Raw genomic sequence first — 12,777 nt, forward strand, 5'->3', positions numbered from 1 at the left:
GCGTAGACAACTCAGCGTTCAGTAGCGGAGCAGCGCTGCCACCGGCGCCCGGCCGGGCATATCGGCGGGCGCGACGGTATAGAGGATGCCGCTGGTCCGGATTGTGTGCTTCGCGGCGGTTTCGAGCCGTTCCCACTCCCGAGGTGCTGCTCCGGCGGACAGGAACAGCACCTCGACCCGCCCGGCGCGGGCGGCGTCGACGGCCATGTCCGGATCGTCGGTGGCCAGCCCCGTACCCAGCGCCTCCGCGTAGCGCGCCGCCGCTGCCTGTCGCCTGCGGTCGAACTCCGGCTCCGTCAGCAGCCACGCACGGGCGTGCAGATCCGCTGCCGGGACCCGGTCCGGATTGCCGGGAACACCGGCTTTCAGGACATGTGGGTAGCCGGTGATGTCGCGGAAGGCCGCGCGGATGTGGTCGACGCCCGCCAGCACGAGTGGGGCGTGCTGCCCGCGCAGAGCAGGGCGGACGGCGTGGTGCACGGTCTGCAGGTAGCGGCCGAGCCGCTCCTTCTGCACCTCCGCGCCGATGCCCTGGCCGTGGAGGATGGTCCGGACGTTCGCCCCGGTACCCTGCCCGGAGTGGTGACCGCGCTGGCGTTGTAGCTCGTCGTAGCGCAGCGCGTCCTGGACACCGCGTGGCATGTCGGGCACGGTCAGCACCTCCGCGCCGGAGCGGGTGCAGGAGAGCAGCCGCACCTCGTTCTCGCTCAACGCCAGTAGGAAGAACCTGCCGTCGCCGGTGAGCAGCGGCAGCAGCGGGAAGACGTGGAAGCGGTCCGAGACCGCGACCAGTGACTCGAAGGCGAGCGGCAGCCGGAAGGCCCGCCACCAGCCGGCCCGCAGGAACACGCCGACGCCATCGCCCCGATACCGCCAGAAACCCGCGTCATCCATGAGGGCACGCGCCGGCCGCAGCAGGTCGCGAGCGTCGGCGCGGCGCTCTCCGGTGGCCACCAGTTTCTCCTCGGCGCTGTGCACGAGGTTGGTCAGCCCGATGGGGTCCTGCTGTGTCTCGGGGCCCGCTCGATGCGTGGGCAGATACATCGACACGCAGTGCGACCGTGGCTGTTCGAGCAGTACGGTCAGCTCGTGCCGGGAGAACCGATCCATCGTGTTTCCTTTGCGGTGGCTAGGCGTTCTGGACTCCACCGGCTTCCTGAAGAACGGTCTTGAGAACCTCGGCGCGCTGGCCGGCCAGCCTCAGGTCGTGGTTCATCAATGCGCCGCGCACCTCGCGCAGGGCGGATTCGATGCGGGTGCGGTACTCGACGCCGAGTCGGTTGCCGAAGTACGCGATGGCGCGCTCCGCCTGGGCGCACACTGTGCTGGCGTCGGTGTGGCCGGCTGTGCCGTCCCACCGGTGCGGGCCCTGCGACTGCGCCACGTAGCGCCGCAAGTTGTCGGTCATGTGCTGTCTCTCCTCTTCGGACAGTCAACGTGCCGGGCTCGGAGGATCGCGGAGTGCCACCGCCGATCGTCGTCCTTTCTCGCACGGTCGCGCCGGGCGCGTGTGGGTGGACAGAGGAGAAAGTCACTTCGGCAGGGGAAAGCCGTAGTCGCCGTGCAACCGGACGAACCTGGCCAGCGCCAGCACATCGCGGCTGCGCAGCCCGCCGGGAGTGTGCTGGAACAGGACGACCTCCTCGTGCCCGCCCCACCCGATCGGCTGGACGAGCCTGCCACCGGCGCGGAGCTGATCGGCCAGCGGCGGGGGAACCTCGGGGTAGGCGGCCGAGACGATGATCGCGTCGTAGGGGGCGTGCTCCGGCACCCCGCCGCTCCCGTCGCCGGTCAGCAGGGTCACGTTGCGGATGCCGGCGCGGCTGAGGTTCCGCTGTGCCCGTTCGGCCAGGTCCGGCCATCGCTCGACGCTGACCACATCAGCCGCCAGGCGGGCCAGCAGCGCTGTCTGGAAACCGTGACCGGTCCCGATCTCGAGGACGTGTTCCGCTCCGGTGAGCGCGAGGCCCTGGATCATCCGCGCCGACAGTGACGGCTGCGTGGTCACCTGAGCGTGACCGATCGGAAGCGGTTCGTCGGTATAGGCGGCCGCGCGGTGGCCGGCGGGCACGAAGGCCGCTCGCGGCGTCCGTCGAACGGCGTCCAGCACCCGCTCGTCGCTGACACCGGCCGCCGCCACGGCCTCGGCGAGCTCGTCCGGGGAAGGCGTCGTGCTCATTCGCCCTGTGCCATCTCGTCTCCTCGGTCGCACCCGCGACGGTGACGGTGGCCTGGCGCGAGGTCACAGAGTCGAAGAACGCCCGAAACTAGGGACTTTCGACCCCATGACAACCCACCACGACGGAGTCATACTGCGGTTTACCGGGGAAACCCGGTGACCCGCTCGAGGAGGGACGAGAGCCCCAGCCCCGGGCGGGCCTTTTTGTGCCCCCGTAGTGTCACGCGTGTCACATGCAACCTTCCGGCCGCCCGGCGGCATCAATGGGGTAGAGGCTTCGCGGTCGCGAGGCGGGACGGGAAGGTGGCGCGTCGATGGGGGACGCCGAGTTCACGGAGTACGTCACGGCGCGCGCGTCCTGGTTGCGCAAGGTGGCCTACCTGCTGTGCGGGGACTGGCACCGGGCGGACGACCTGGTCCAGACCGGGGTCACCAAGCTCTACACGAACTGGCACCGGGCGAACAAGGCCTGGAACCTGGACGGCTACGTCCGCAAGACCCTGGTGAACACCTTCCTCGCCGAGCAGCGCTCGTCCTGGCAACGGCTGGTCGATCTGCGTGGTACCGACGACGATCCGGCGACGCCGGAGCTGGACCGCGAGGCAGTGCTCGACCTGCGTGGCGCGCTGGCCGCGCTGCCGCCGCGCCAGCGGGCCGCCGTGGTGCTGCGTTACTACTGCGACCTGCCGGTCGACGAGGTCGCCAGGACCTTGGGCTGCTCGCTCGGCACCGTCAAGAGCCAGACGGCACGCGGCCTCCAGACCCTGCGGCGGCTCCTGGAGAGCCAGCCCATCACTGCTACCCCGGAGAGTTGACATGACCGACCTCACCAGTGCTCTGGCGGAGCTGGCCGACGAGCCCGCCCCGCCGATGCGGCTCGATCTCGACCGTGCCCGGCGGGCAGGCCGGCGCCGCCGGCGGCTGCGGCACTGCTCGATCGCGGGCGGTGCCGCCGTGATCCTCGCGGCGGGGCTGACGTTGCCGCAGGTCTTCGCTCCCGGCGAGCCCCCCGATCAGGGCGTGGCCCTTCCCGCGGCCGAGGGCGCCAGCACCGAGCACAATCCCCTGCGCGCCTACGCCGACTTCGGCTGGCTGCCCGACTCGATCGCCGGGGTCGGCTACGCGGTGGGAGCGCACGGCGACAACACGCTGGCGCGGGGACTCGGCGAGTTCCCGGCCTACATCTGGCTCAGCGTGTACGACGAGGAACCGGGGCTGAACGGCCAGCAACAGCAGGCATTCGCCGGGGAACCGGCGCGGGTTCCCGCTGAGGTCGGGGGCCGCCAGGGGTACTGGCTCACCGCCGATGCGCGGGACCCGATCAACGGCGGCGACTCCTATCTGCGCTGGCAGACAGAGGATGGCCGGTGGGCCGAACTGAACGCCTACTACCTCAACGTTCCCGACCCGCAGCAAACGCTGCTCCGGGTCGCGGCCGACGTCACGTTCGGCACCGAACCCGTGCCGCTGCCACTGCGCATCAGTGAGCTGCCCGCGAACTTCCGCGTGGAGGACGCGCTGCTGTCCCGGCCGTCCGGGCCGGACGGCGGCTGGGACATGCAGCTGATCTACAACGTCAATGGCGGCAGGGTGACCATCGACGTGCAGCCACAGGACCAGCGGGGCATGCAGGACGGCGCTGCCTGCAAGACCGAGAAGGGTCTGCGGGCCTGCGTCACCGTGCACCAGCCCCAGGCGGTGGAGCTGGACCGCATCGGCGGCGTGCAGGGCGTGCTCGACCGGATCACGCTCCTCGGCCTGGACGAGCGCGACTGGACGACCCGCGTCGTCGGCTGACCACCGCTTCGTGACCTAGTGCCCTGCCTGGCAGGACCCTCGTCCCTGGCGAGATCGGCGTCGCCGCGACGACCCTCGGGATAAGGAGAAACCCGTGGGAAGGAGTGGGTCGCCATGGGTATCGCCCGGCGCCTTGCCCTGCTGTTCCGAGTCAAGGCCAACAAGGCGCTCGACCGTGCCGAGGATCCGCGGGAGGTGCTGGACTACTCCTACCAGCGGCAGGTGGAGATGCTGGCCAAGGTGCGCCGTGGTCTCGCGGATGTCGCCACCAGCCGCAAACGTGTGGAGCTCCAGATGCGGCAGGCTGGTCAGGCGGCCGACCACTTGCAGTCGCAGGCGGCGCAGGCCGTGCAGCAGGGCCAGGAGGATCTGGCTCGTGAGGCACTGACCCGCCGCTCGGCCGCCCTCGCGCAGATCGAGCAGCTGCAACCACAGGCGGCCCAGCTGCGGTCGGACGAGCAACGGCTCACCGTCTCCGCGCAGCGCCTGCAGGACAAGGTCGAGGCGTTCCGCTCCCGCAAGGAGACCGTCAAGGCCACGTACACGGCCGCGGAGGCGCAGAGCAGGATCGGTGAGGCGGTGTCCGGTATCTCCGAGGAGATGGGCGATGTCGGGCTCGCCATGCAACGCGCCGAGGACAGGACGGCCCAGATGTCGGCGCGGGCGGACGCACTCGACGAGCTGATGTCCTCGGGCGCACTGGACGACGCGTCGCAGCCGATCGGCAAGCGTGACGACATCCAGGCTGCGCTGGACTCGGGCCGCGGTGGGCAACCCGCCATCGAGAGCCAGCTCGCTCAGCTGAAAGCCCAGATCGCGGCACCGGCTCCGCCCGCGCAGCTGGAATCGAGGGAGCAGCAGCAACCGAAGGGCACGGAGGCGTCGTGATCATCCGTATTCTCGGCGAGGGCCAGTACGACGTCGAGGACAGTCGTGTCGAGGAGCTCAACACCCTCGACGGGCAGCTGCAGGACGCGGTCGACGCCGGTGACACCGCGGCGTTCGGCCCGGTGCTGGCGGCACTGCACGCCGCGGTGAGGGACCGTGGAACCGCTGTGCCCGCCGACATGATAGTTCCGTCGGACCTGGTACTTCCTGCCGCGGACGCCGAGCTGGCCGAGCTCACGGCGTTGCTGACCGACGACGGCCTGATTCCAGGGTGAGTCCAATGCAGACCCGGTTCCGGCCGGACCGCCAGCTCTCGGCGCGTATGGGCGTCACGATGTTCCTGCTCGGGCTGCTCTACGTCGCGTTCATCGCGGTCCTCGTGGTGCTGATCAAGTCGGTGGTGGTCGTCGTCCTGCTCGCGGTCGGGCTCCTCGCCGCACAGTGGTGGTTCTCCGACCGGATCGCCCTGTACGGCATGCAGGCCCGCGTCGTCACCCCCGAACAGGCGCCGCGGCTGCACGCCATCGTCGACCGGCTGTGCGCGACCGCCGACATGCCCAAACCCCGCGTGGCGGTCGCCGACACCGACCTGCCGAACGCGTTCGCGACCGGCCGCAGCAGCAAGCGCGCGGTGCTGTGCGTGACCACCGGGCTGAGCCGGCGTCTGGAGACCGGTGAGCTGGAAGGCGTGCTCGCGCATGAGCTCTCCCACGTCGCCCACCGCGACGTGGTCGTGATGACCGTCGCGTCGTTCCTCGGCGTCGTGGCTGGGCTCGTGGCCCGGTTCGCGTTCTACTCAACCCTGTTCGGCGACGGGCGCAGGGACGGCCGTGACGGTGACGGTGGCCAGCTGTTCCTGATGATCCTGCTCGTGATGGCCGTGTCGGCTGCGGTGTACGCCATCAGCTTCCTGCTCATCAGGGCGCTGTCGCGGTATCGCGAGCTGGCTGCCGACCGGGCCGGCGCGATGCTCACCGGACGCCCGTCCGCACTCGCCTCGGCGCTGACGAAGATCAGCGGCGACATCGGCCGGATTCCCACCCGTGACCTGCGCTCCGCACAGGCGTTCAACGCCTTCTTCTTCCTGCCCCTTGTGGGAAAGGGGCTGACACTGGCCAGCCTGCTCGCGACCCACCCGCCACTGCAGAAGCGGCTGGACCAGCTGGCGACGCTCTCGAACCAGCTCTGAGAGGCGGTGCCGCCGTGGGGTTACTGGATGTCCTCTTCGGACGTACGAAACCGGTCCAGCCGAACCTGGACGTACTGTTCTCCGTCCCCGGAGCCGCCTACACCCTCGAAGCAGCAACGGGCCTGGCGTCGAGCGGGGTGGGCGCGGTCTGTTTCAAGCCGGCCGAGGGCGGGGCCGCCGCGCGGACGCGGGAGGAGATCACGGAGCTGCTCGGTCTCGAGCCCGGCGGCAGCATCACGGTCAGCGACGACGAGTACGGCTACACCTGGATCACCTCCAGACAGACCACTGTGGACGTTCCGGCACTGGTGACGCAGCTGCACGCGGTGAACTCGACGCTCGCCGACGCAGGCTTCGGTCCGTCGCTGCTGTGCACGATCATCGGTTTCGCGGATACCAGGGATGGCGGGCACCGGCGTCTTGGACTGGTGTACCTGTTCAAACGCGGAACGTTCTACCCGTTCGCCCCCACCGGAACCCAGCGCCGCGACACCGAGCTGGAGCTGCAGGTGCGCGGCGAGCTGTCCGGTGAGCTGCCGATCGAGGAGGACCTCCAGCGGTGGTTTCCCATCTGGTCGGCGCCGGTTCCCTGAGCGGGGCTCAGTGCCCGGTGAGCCGGGTGACCAGATCGTGCCAGCCGGCCTCGAGCCGTTCCACGGGCAGGCCACGCTGGCACACCAGATGATGCAGCGATGCGGTGTCGAGCGACCGGAGCAGCATGTGCGCGAGCAGTTCGATGTCGCCATCCACGCCGACCTGCCGTAACAGCATCCTGATGTGCGTCAGGTGCACCCCGTACGCGGGCACGAGGTAGCGACGGAGCGGGCCGGGTTCGGCGGCGAGGTAGAGGTCGATGCTGGCGTTCTCGTGGTGCAGCCGCGCCGGGCCGTATGCGTGGAGCCGCTGCCCTGCCTCGGCGCCGGGGCCCAGCGGGGGCGGGCCGGTCAGCATCGCTTCCTGGAACTGCTCCTCGGAATGGTTGAGCAGGGCCAGCAGCAGGCCCTCGCGGTCCCCGAACCGCCGGAACACGGTGCCCTTGCCGACGCAGGCCGCCGTGGCAACGGCGTCCATGGTCAGGTTCGCGGCGCCACGCTCGGCAACCAGCTCGGCGGCGGCCTCCAGCAGGCGGGCCCGGTTGCGGACGGCATCGGCTCGCTTGCCTGCGCTCACCGACTCGGCCGACAGCAAGTCGAGCATCACCCGCCCGTCGTCACTTGAGGAGGGGGATCGCGGAACGGCACCGGTCATCACACAAGAGTAACCCCCGCCACGCTAACTGGACCACGGTCCGCTTAGGGTGTACAACACATAAGTGGACCACGGTCCGGTTGTATCCCTAACTTGTGTTCGAGGAGTTGTCTGCCATGACCGTTCGTATCCTGGGCCTCGTCGGTAGCCTTCGCGCGGGCTCGCACAACCGCCAGCTCGCCCACGCCGCCGCCGAGCACGCCCCGGAGGGCGTGGAGATCGTGTTGTTCGACGAGCTCGGCGAGGTGCCCTTCTACAACGAGGACATCGACGTCGACGGCTCGGTACCGGCCGCCGCCGTCCGGCTGCGAGAGGTCGCGGAGTCCGCTGACGCGTTCATCCTGTTCTCGCCCGAGTACAACGGGACGATCCCGGCCGTGCTGAAGAACGCGATCGACTGGTTGTCCCGGCCGTTCGGCGCCAGCGCCATCAGCGGCAAGCCGACCGCCGTGATCGGCACCGCCTTCGGCCAGTACGGCGGCGTGTGGGCGCAGGACGAAGCGCGCAAGTCGGTCGGCATCGCAGGCGCGAAGGTGATCGAGGACATCAAGCTCGCCATCCCCGGCTCGGTGACGCGGTTCGCCGAGACCCGCCCTGCCGACGACACGGAGGTCGTCGACGGACTGCACAAGGTGCTCGGCAGGCTCACCGCGGAGATCGCCGCCGCCTGAGTCCGGCCGAGGTCACTCGCCTCCTGGGGCCAGCGGCAGGAGGACCTGGAACCGGGTGTCGCCGGGCGCGGACTCGACACGGATGTCGCCGTGATGGCGGTTCACCACGATGCGCCAGGAGATGTCGAGTCCCAGCCCGGTGCCCTGACCGAACGGTTTCGTCGTGTAGAAGGGATCGAAGATCCGGCCGCGGATCTCGGCGGGGATTCCCGGGCCGCTGTCGCCGATCTCCACCAGCACGCGATTGCCGTCAGCGGCGGTCCGCACGGTGAGGGTGCCCCTGCCCTCCATCGCGTCCACCGCGTTGTCGATCAGGTTCGTCCAGACCTGGTTGAGCTCGGCGGCGTACACCGGCACCGGGGGCAGGCTCCGGTCGTAGTCGCGGACGACCCGGATCCCGTCGCCGATCTTGTGGGTCAGCATGGTGAGCGTGCTTTCCAGCAGGTCGTGGATGTCGACGACCCGGTTCGGCGCGCGGTCGAGCTGCGAGTACTGCTTCGCCGCGTCCACGAGACTGGAGACCCGCGTGGTCGAGTCCTCGATCTCGCTCATCAGCTGCTCGGTTTCGACGGTGTAGTTCAGCCAGCGGATGGCCCCGTCGAGGATCGTGGGGTCCGGCTCGCCGGAAGCGTCCAATACAGCTATGACCCGGTCCAGCCAGTCGGGGTCGATCCCCGCCGCGACGAATGTCGGCGCGAGGTCCCAGCCACCGGCGATGCCGTGCTCGTCGAGCCAGTCGCCGACGGCGTCCTCCCGGTCGCTGGCCTCCATCGGGCTGAGCGCCGGGGCTTTCGCCGCCTGCTCGGCAGCGGCCTCCTGGAGCTTGATCAACGTCTCCAGGGTGGCTCGGTCGTAGCGGCCCCCGGCGATCTTCTCGAGCTTGTGCCGCATTCCGGCAACCCGTTCCCGTAGGCTCGCCGTCGCGCGCACCGCGGCGGCGGCGGGGTTGTTCAGCTCGTGGGTCAGCCCGGCCGACAGTGTCCCGAGCGCCAGCAGGCGTTCCCGTTGCCCGATCGCGACCTGCGTGTTGTGGAACCCGAAGAACAGGCCCTCCAGCATGTGCACGGCCATCGGGAACCACTCGCGCATGATCGCCCCGAGCCCGGTGGCGGCGAGTACGTAGAACCGGGACGGCACGGTCACGGTCAGGGTGCCGATGTAGAGCTGCGGTACCCGGTCGCCGAGATAGGCCTGCCATGCACCGGCGTAGACGCCTGGCTGGCTGGTGCGCGTGGTCTCCACGTCCTCGTTGCCGACCCGCCGCGAGAGCACCACCTCGCCTTCGATGAGGACGTAGAAGCACGTCGCCGGTTCGCCTTCCCGGTACAGCACACCGGGCTCGACGGACTCGACGTAGCCTTCCCGGCACAGCCGGTCGAGCTGGTCGGCGGTCAGGTGCTCGAAGAGGAACAACGTGCGGAGCTCGTCCGCAGCACAGGGCGTTACGGTCATCGTTTCTCCAGATACCGGTGCACGAGTGAGACCGCCATCGCGCCGTCGCCCACCGCGGAGGCCACCCGTTTGATCGAGTCGGCGCGCGCGTCACCGGCGACGAACACGCCCGGCAGGCTCGTCTCCAGGTGGTACGGCTCGCGATCGAGCGTCCAGCCTGCCGGGCGCCCGTTGGCCAGCAGGTCGGCGCCGGCGAGCACGAACCCGGCGTTGTCCCTGGCCACCACACCGTCCAGCCAGTCCGTGTGCGGGCTCGCGCCGATGAACGCGAACAACCACGTCGACTCGACGGTGTCGACCGCGCCGGAGGGCAGGTGCCGCAGTTCGAGACGCTCCAGGTGGGAACGGCCGTACGCGGCGACGACCTCCATGCAGGGCCGGACGGTGATGTTCGGGCTGTCCGCGATCTGCTGGATCAGGTAGTGCGACATCGAGTCCGTCAGCGAGGGCGCCCGCACCAGCATCGTCACGGACTTGGCCTGCCTGGCGAAATGCACGGCCGCCTGGCCTGCCGAGTTGGCGCCGCCGACGACGTAGACGTCCTCCCCGGCACAGCCGGATGCCTCGGTGAGTGCCGATCCGTAGAAGACGCCACGTCCGGTGAGCTCCGCCGCGCCGGGGCAGGGGAGCTGCCGGTAGGACACGCCGGTCGCGAGGATCACCGCGTGCGCGTGCAACCGCGAACCGTCCGCGAAGTGCACCGAGCGCGCCGAGCCACGTGCCTGGAGCCCGACCACGTCCCGCGTCGTCAGTACCTCGGCGCCGAACCGGGTCGCCTGCCTGCGGGCCCGGTCGGTGAGCTGCACGCCGGACACCCCGTCGGGGAAGCCGAGGTAGTTCTCGATCCGTGAGCTCTGCCCGGCCTGCCCGCCGGTGGCCGTGCGTTCCACCAGCACGGTACGGAGGCCCTCCGATGCGGCGTACACGGCCGCGCCGAGCCCGGCAGGCCCACCGCCGATGATGATCACGTCGTAGAAGTCCGCCGCGGGTACCGTCGGCAGCCCAACCTGCTCGGCGAGTGTGGCGTCGCTCGGCGCCACGAGCGCCGTCCCGTCCGGTGCGACCACGACCGGCAGCGAACGGCCGTCCTCGCCGGCCGCGTCCAGCAGCCGCCGCCCCTCGGGATCGTCGGACTGGTACCAGCGATAGGGAACCTGGTTACGGGCAAGGAAGTCGCGTACCTGGTGCGAGCGCGCCGACCAGCGGTGGCCGACGACCCGGATCTCGGTGACCGGTGTGAGGTCGGCGGTCCGCCACGCGTCGAGCAGCTCGTCGACGACCGGGTAGAGCTTCTCCTCCGGCGGGTCCCACGGCTTGAGCAGGTAGTGGTCGAGATCCACCACGTTGATCGCATCGATCGCCGCGTCGGTGTCGGCGTACGCCGTGAGCAGCACCCGCCGCGCTCCCGGGTACAGGTCGAGTGCCTGTTCGAGGAACTCGATGCCGTTCATTCCGGGCATGCGGAAGTCGGCGAGCAGCACCGCGACGGCGTCGCCACGCAACGCCATCTCCCGCAGCGCGTCGAGTGCCTGCTCGCCCGATTCGGCACGGACGATCCGGTGGTGCTCGCCGTAGCGGCGGCGCAGATCGCGAGCCACCGCACGGGAAATCGCCGGATCGTCGTCCACCGTGAGCAGTACCGGACGGACGGGCGCGATGCCTGTGGTCACAGGTCGAGTATGCCGCCGCGGCGCCGTCGTGTCGCGTCGCACGGCGTTTCCGCGGGGTAACGCCACGGACACAGTATGTCCTTTGTGGACTGTTGGGGTGTGACGGTCGTCCAACCTGGTTGCGCTCGGGGGGTGAACAGAGGTTTACTACTTTCGGAAAGGCGGTGAACAACGGTTCACCGCCTTGCTCCGTGTGCTGGTCGGCACGTCAGAAGAGGAGCTCGCTGGTGACCGCAACGCTGTCCGCACCCGAACGCTCGCGTACCCGGCCCGCCGGTGCCGTTGGCGTGCTGGCGATGTCGGGCATCGCGGTGTCGCTCATGCAGACGTTCGCGGTTCCGTTGCTGCCGGAGTTCCCCAGGCTGCTCGGCACCACGCCGTCCAACGCCGCCTGGCTGATCACGGTGACGTTGCTGACGGGAGCGGTCTTCGCGCCGGTGCTGGGCAGGCTCGGCGACATGTTCGGCAAGCGCCGCATGCTGTTGGCGGCGCTGGCCGCGATGGCGCTCGGTAGCGCGCTCGGCGCGGTCAGCAGCGACTTCACCGTCGTCCTCGTCGCGAGGGGGTTACAGGGCATCGCGATCGGGGTCATCCCGCTCGGCATCAGCATCATGCGCGACGAGCTGCCGCCGGAACGGGTCGGTACCGGCATCGCGATGATGAGCTCGACACTGGGTGCAGGCGGTGCCGTGGGCCTGCCGCTGGCCGGCCTCGTCGCGCAGTACGCGGACTGGCACTGGCTGTTCGCCGGTGCAGCGGTGTTCGCGGTGCTGCAGATGGTGCTCGTGTGGCTGTTCGTACCGGAATCGCCGGTGCGTAGCGGAGGCCGGTTCGACGTCCTCGGCGCGCTGGGCCTCTCGGTCGCGTTGCTGTGCCTGCTGGTACCGGTGTCGCGTGGGACGCAGTGGGGCTGGTCCAGCCCCGTCGTGCTCGGGATGTTCGGCGCCGCCGCTGTGCTGTTCGTCGCGTGGGGCTACTACGAGCTGCGGGTGCCCTCGGCTCCGCTGGTGGACCTGCGGATCTCGGCGCGCCCGGCGGTGCTGTTGACCAACCTCGCGTCGATCCTGGTCGGTGTCGCGATGTTCGCCTCGTTCATGGTGAGCGCACAGATGCTGCAGGCTCCCGCGCAGACCGGGTACGGATTCGACCTTTCCCTGGTGCTCAGCGGTGTGGCGTTGCTCCCGGTCGGCGGCGCCATGGTCGCGTTCTCCCCGCTGGCGGCCGTGATCTCGCGCCGCTGGGGTCCGCGCGTCACGCTGGTGCTCGGTGCGGCGGTGCTGGCACTGGGCAACCTGGCTCGCCCGCTCCTGCACCATCCGCTCGTGGCCGTGATCGCGGTGGTCACGGTGACCTCGGTGGGCGCCGCGCTGGCCTACGGTGCGGTGCCCGCGTTGATCATGCGTGCGGTGCCGATGTCGGAGACCGCGGCGGCCAACAGCCTCAACGCGCTGGCCCGCTCGGTCGGCACGTCGACGTGCAGTGCGATCGTCGCGACCGTGACCGCGGGACTGGTGCTGCATCTCGGCGAGACGAGCTACCCGTCGGGACAGGCCTACACGGTGGTCTTCGTCATCGCGGGTGGCGCAGGCGTGCTCGCCGCGCTGATCGGCGCGCTGACGCCGGCACCACGCCGGTGACGGCGCCGTCACGGACGCGGTGACCGTGGGCGGGTCGCGTTAGCCT

Annotated in this window: 14 protein-coding genes; 8 read left to right on the forward strand and 6 right to left on the reverse strand. The window is 69.9% G+C overall.

What is annotated here, in order from left to right:
* Window positions 1-18: 18 nt before the first annotated feature.
* The 3 genes from ABZ863_RS12955 to ABZ863_RS12965 form a co-directional block, all read right to left on the reverse strand.
* The gene (locus tag ABZ863_RS12955; protein WP_358534680.1) at window positions 19-1,110 is read right to left on the reverse strand and encodes a hypothetical protein; all 1,092 of its coding nucleotides are present in this window, start codon (window positions 1,108-1,110) and stop codon (window positions 19-21) included.
* A gap of 19 nt (window positions 1,111-1,129) precedes the next feature.
* The gene (locus tag ABZ863_RS12960; RefSeq protein WP_358534682.1) at window positions 1,130-1,408 is read right to left on the reverse strand and encodes a hypothetical protein; all 279 of its coding nucleotides are present in this window, start codon (window positions 1,406-1,408) and stop codon (window positions 1,130-1,132) included.
* A gap of 123 nt (window positions 1,409-1,531) precedes the next feature.
* Window positions 1,532-2,179, reverse strand: a complete 648-nt coding sequence (locus ABZ863_RS12965) for a protein-L-isoaspartate(D-aspartate) O-methyltransferase (RefSeq protein WP_358534684.1) — start codon at window positions 2,177-2,179, stop codon at window positions 1,532-1,534.
* Between the two features lie 314 nt (window positions 2,180-2,493).
* On the opposite strand from ABZ863_RS12965, the gene ABZ863_RS12970 reads away from it, so the two are divergent.
* From ABZ863_RS12970 to ABZ863_RS12995, 6 genes are all read left to right on the forward strand, one after another.
* On the forward strand, window positions 2,494-2,994 hold the full coding sequence (locus ABZ863_RS12970; RefSeq protein WP_358534686.1) for a SigE family RNA polymerase sigma factor: 501 nt from the start codon (window positions 2,494-2,496) through the stop codon (window positions 2,992-2,994).
* A 1-nt stretch (window position 2,995) separates the two neighbouring features.
* Window positions 2,996-3,976 carry a hypothetical protein gene (locus ABZ863_RS12975; RefSeq protein ID WP_358534688.1) on the forward strand — a complete coding sequence of 327 codons (981 nt, stop codon included), beginning with the start codon at window positions 2,996-2,998 and terminating at the stop codon, window positions 3,974-3,976.
* A 114-nt stretch (window positions 3,977-4,090) separates the two neighbouring features.
* Entirely contained in the window at window positions 4,091-4,864 is a 774-nt protein-coding gene (locus ABZ863_RS12980) for a PspA/IM30 family protein (protein WP_358534690.1), read from the forward strand.
* Window positions 4,861-5,139 (forward strand): hypothetical protein, encoded by a 279-nt coding sequence (locus tag ABZ863_RS12985; RefSeq protein ID WP_358534692.1) that lies wholly within the window; start codon window positions 4,861-4,863, stop codon window positions 5,137-5,139. The genes ABZ863_RS12980 and ABZ863_RS12985 overlap by 4 nt, the downstream gene beginning before the upstream one ends.
* A 5-nt stretch (window positions 5,140-5,144) precedes the next feature.
* On the forward strand, window positions 5,145-6,053 hold the full coding sequence (gene htpX, locus ABZ863_RS12990; protein WP_358534694.1) for a zinc metalloprotease HtpX: 909 nt from the start codon (window positions 5,145-5,147) through the stop codon (window positions 6,051-6,053).
* A 14-nt stretch (window positions 6,054-6,067) separates the two neighbouring features.
* Complete coding sequence (locus ABZ863_RS12995) at window positions 6,068-6,646, forward strand: hypothetical protein (RefSeq protein WP_358534696.1); 579 nt, start codon at window positions 6,068-6,070, stop codon at window positions 6,644-6,646.
* 7 nt (window positions 6,647-6,653) lie between these two features.
* Here ABZ863_RS12995 and ABZ863_RS13000 read toward each other — a convergent pair whose 3' ends face one another.
* Window positions 6,654-7,301, reverse strand: a complete 648-nt coding sequence (locus ABZ863_RS13000) for a helix-turn-helix domain-containing protein (protein WP_358534698.1) — start codon at window positions 7,299-7,301, stop codon at window positions 6,654-6,656.
* 116 nt (window positions 7,302-7,417) lie between these two features.
* Here ABZ863_RS13000 and ABZ863_RS13005 point away from each other — a divergent pair, with 116 nt between their 5' ends.
* A complete protein-coding gene (locus ABZ863_RS13005; protein WP_358534700.1) occupies window positions 7,418-7,972 on the forward strand; it encodes an NADPH-dependent FMN reductase in 555 nt (184 codons plus the stop codon).
* A 12-nt stretch (window positions 7,973-7,984) separates the two neighbouring features.
* On the opposite strand, the gene ABZ863_RS13010 is transcribed toward ABZ863_RS13005, so the two are convergent.
* Together ABZ863_RS13010 and ABZ863_RS13015 are read right to left on the reverse strand one after the other, a co-directional pair.
* The gene (locus ABZ863_RS13010) at window positions 7,985-9,424 is read right to left on the reverse strand and encodes an ATP-binding protein (protein WP_358534702.1); all 1,440 of its coding nucleotides are present in this window, start codon (window positions 9,422-9,424) and stop codon (window positions 7,985-7,987) included.
* On the reverse strand, window positions 9,421-11,094 hold the full coding sequence (locus ABZ863_RS13015) for an FAD-dependent oxidoreductase (protein WP_358534704.1): 1,674 nt from the start codon (window positions 11,092-11,094) through the stop codon (window positions 9,421-9,423). The genes ABZ863_RS13010 and ABZ863_RS13015 overlap by 4 nt, the downstream gene beginning before the upstream one ends.
* Before the next feature lie 227 nt (window positions 11,095-11,321).
* Here ABZ863_RS13015 and ABZ863_RS13020 point away from each other — a divergent pair, with 227 nt between their 5' ends.
* Window positions 11,322-12,731, forward strand: a complete 1,410-nt coding sequence (locus tag ABZ863_RS13020) for an MDR family MFS transporter (protein WP_358534706.1) — start codon at window positions 11,322-11,324, stop codon at window positions 12,729-12,731.
* The last annotated feature ends 46 nt before the right edge of the window (window positions 12,732-12,777 follow it).

This window comes from Saccharomonospora sp. NPDC046836 (assembly GCF_040645195.1).
Classification (GTDB): domain Bacteria; phylum Actinomycetota; class Actinomycetes; order Mycobacteriales; family Pseudonocardiaceae; genus Prauserella_A.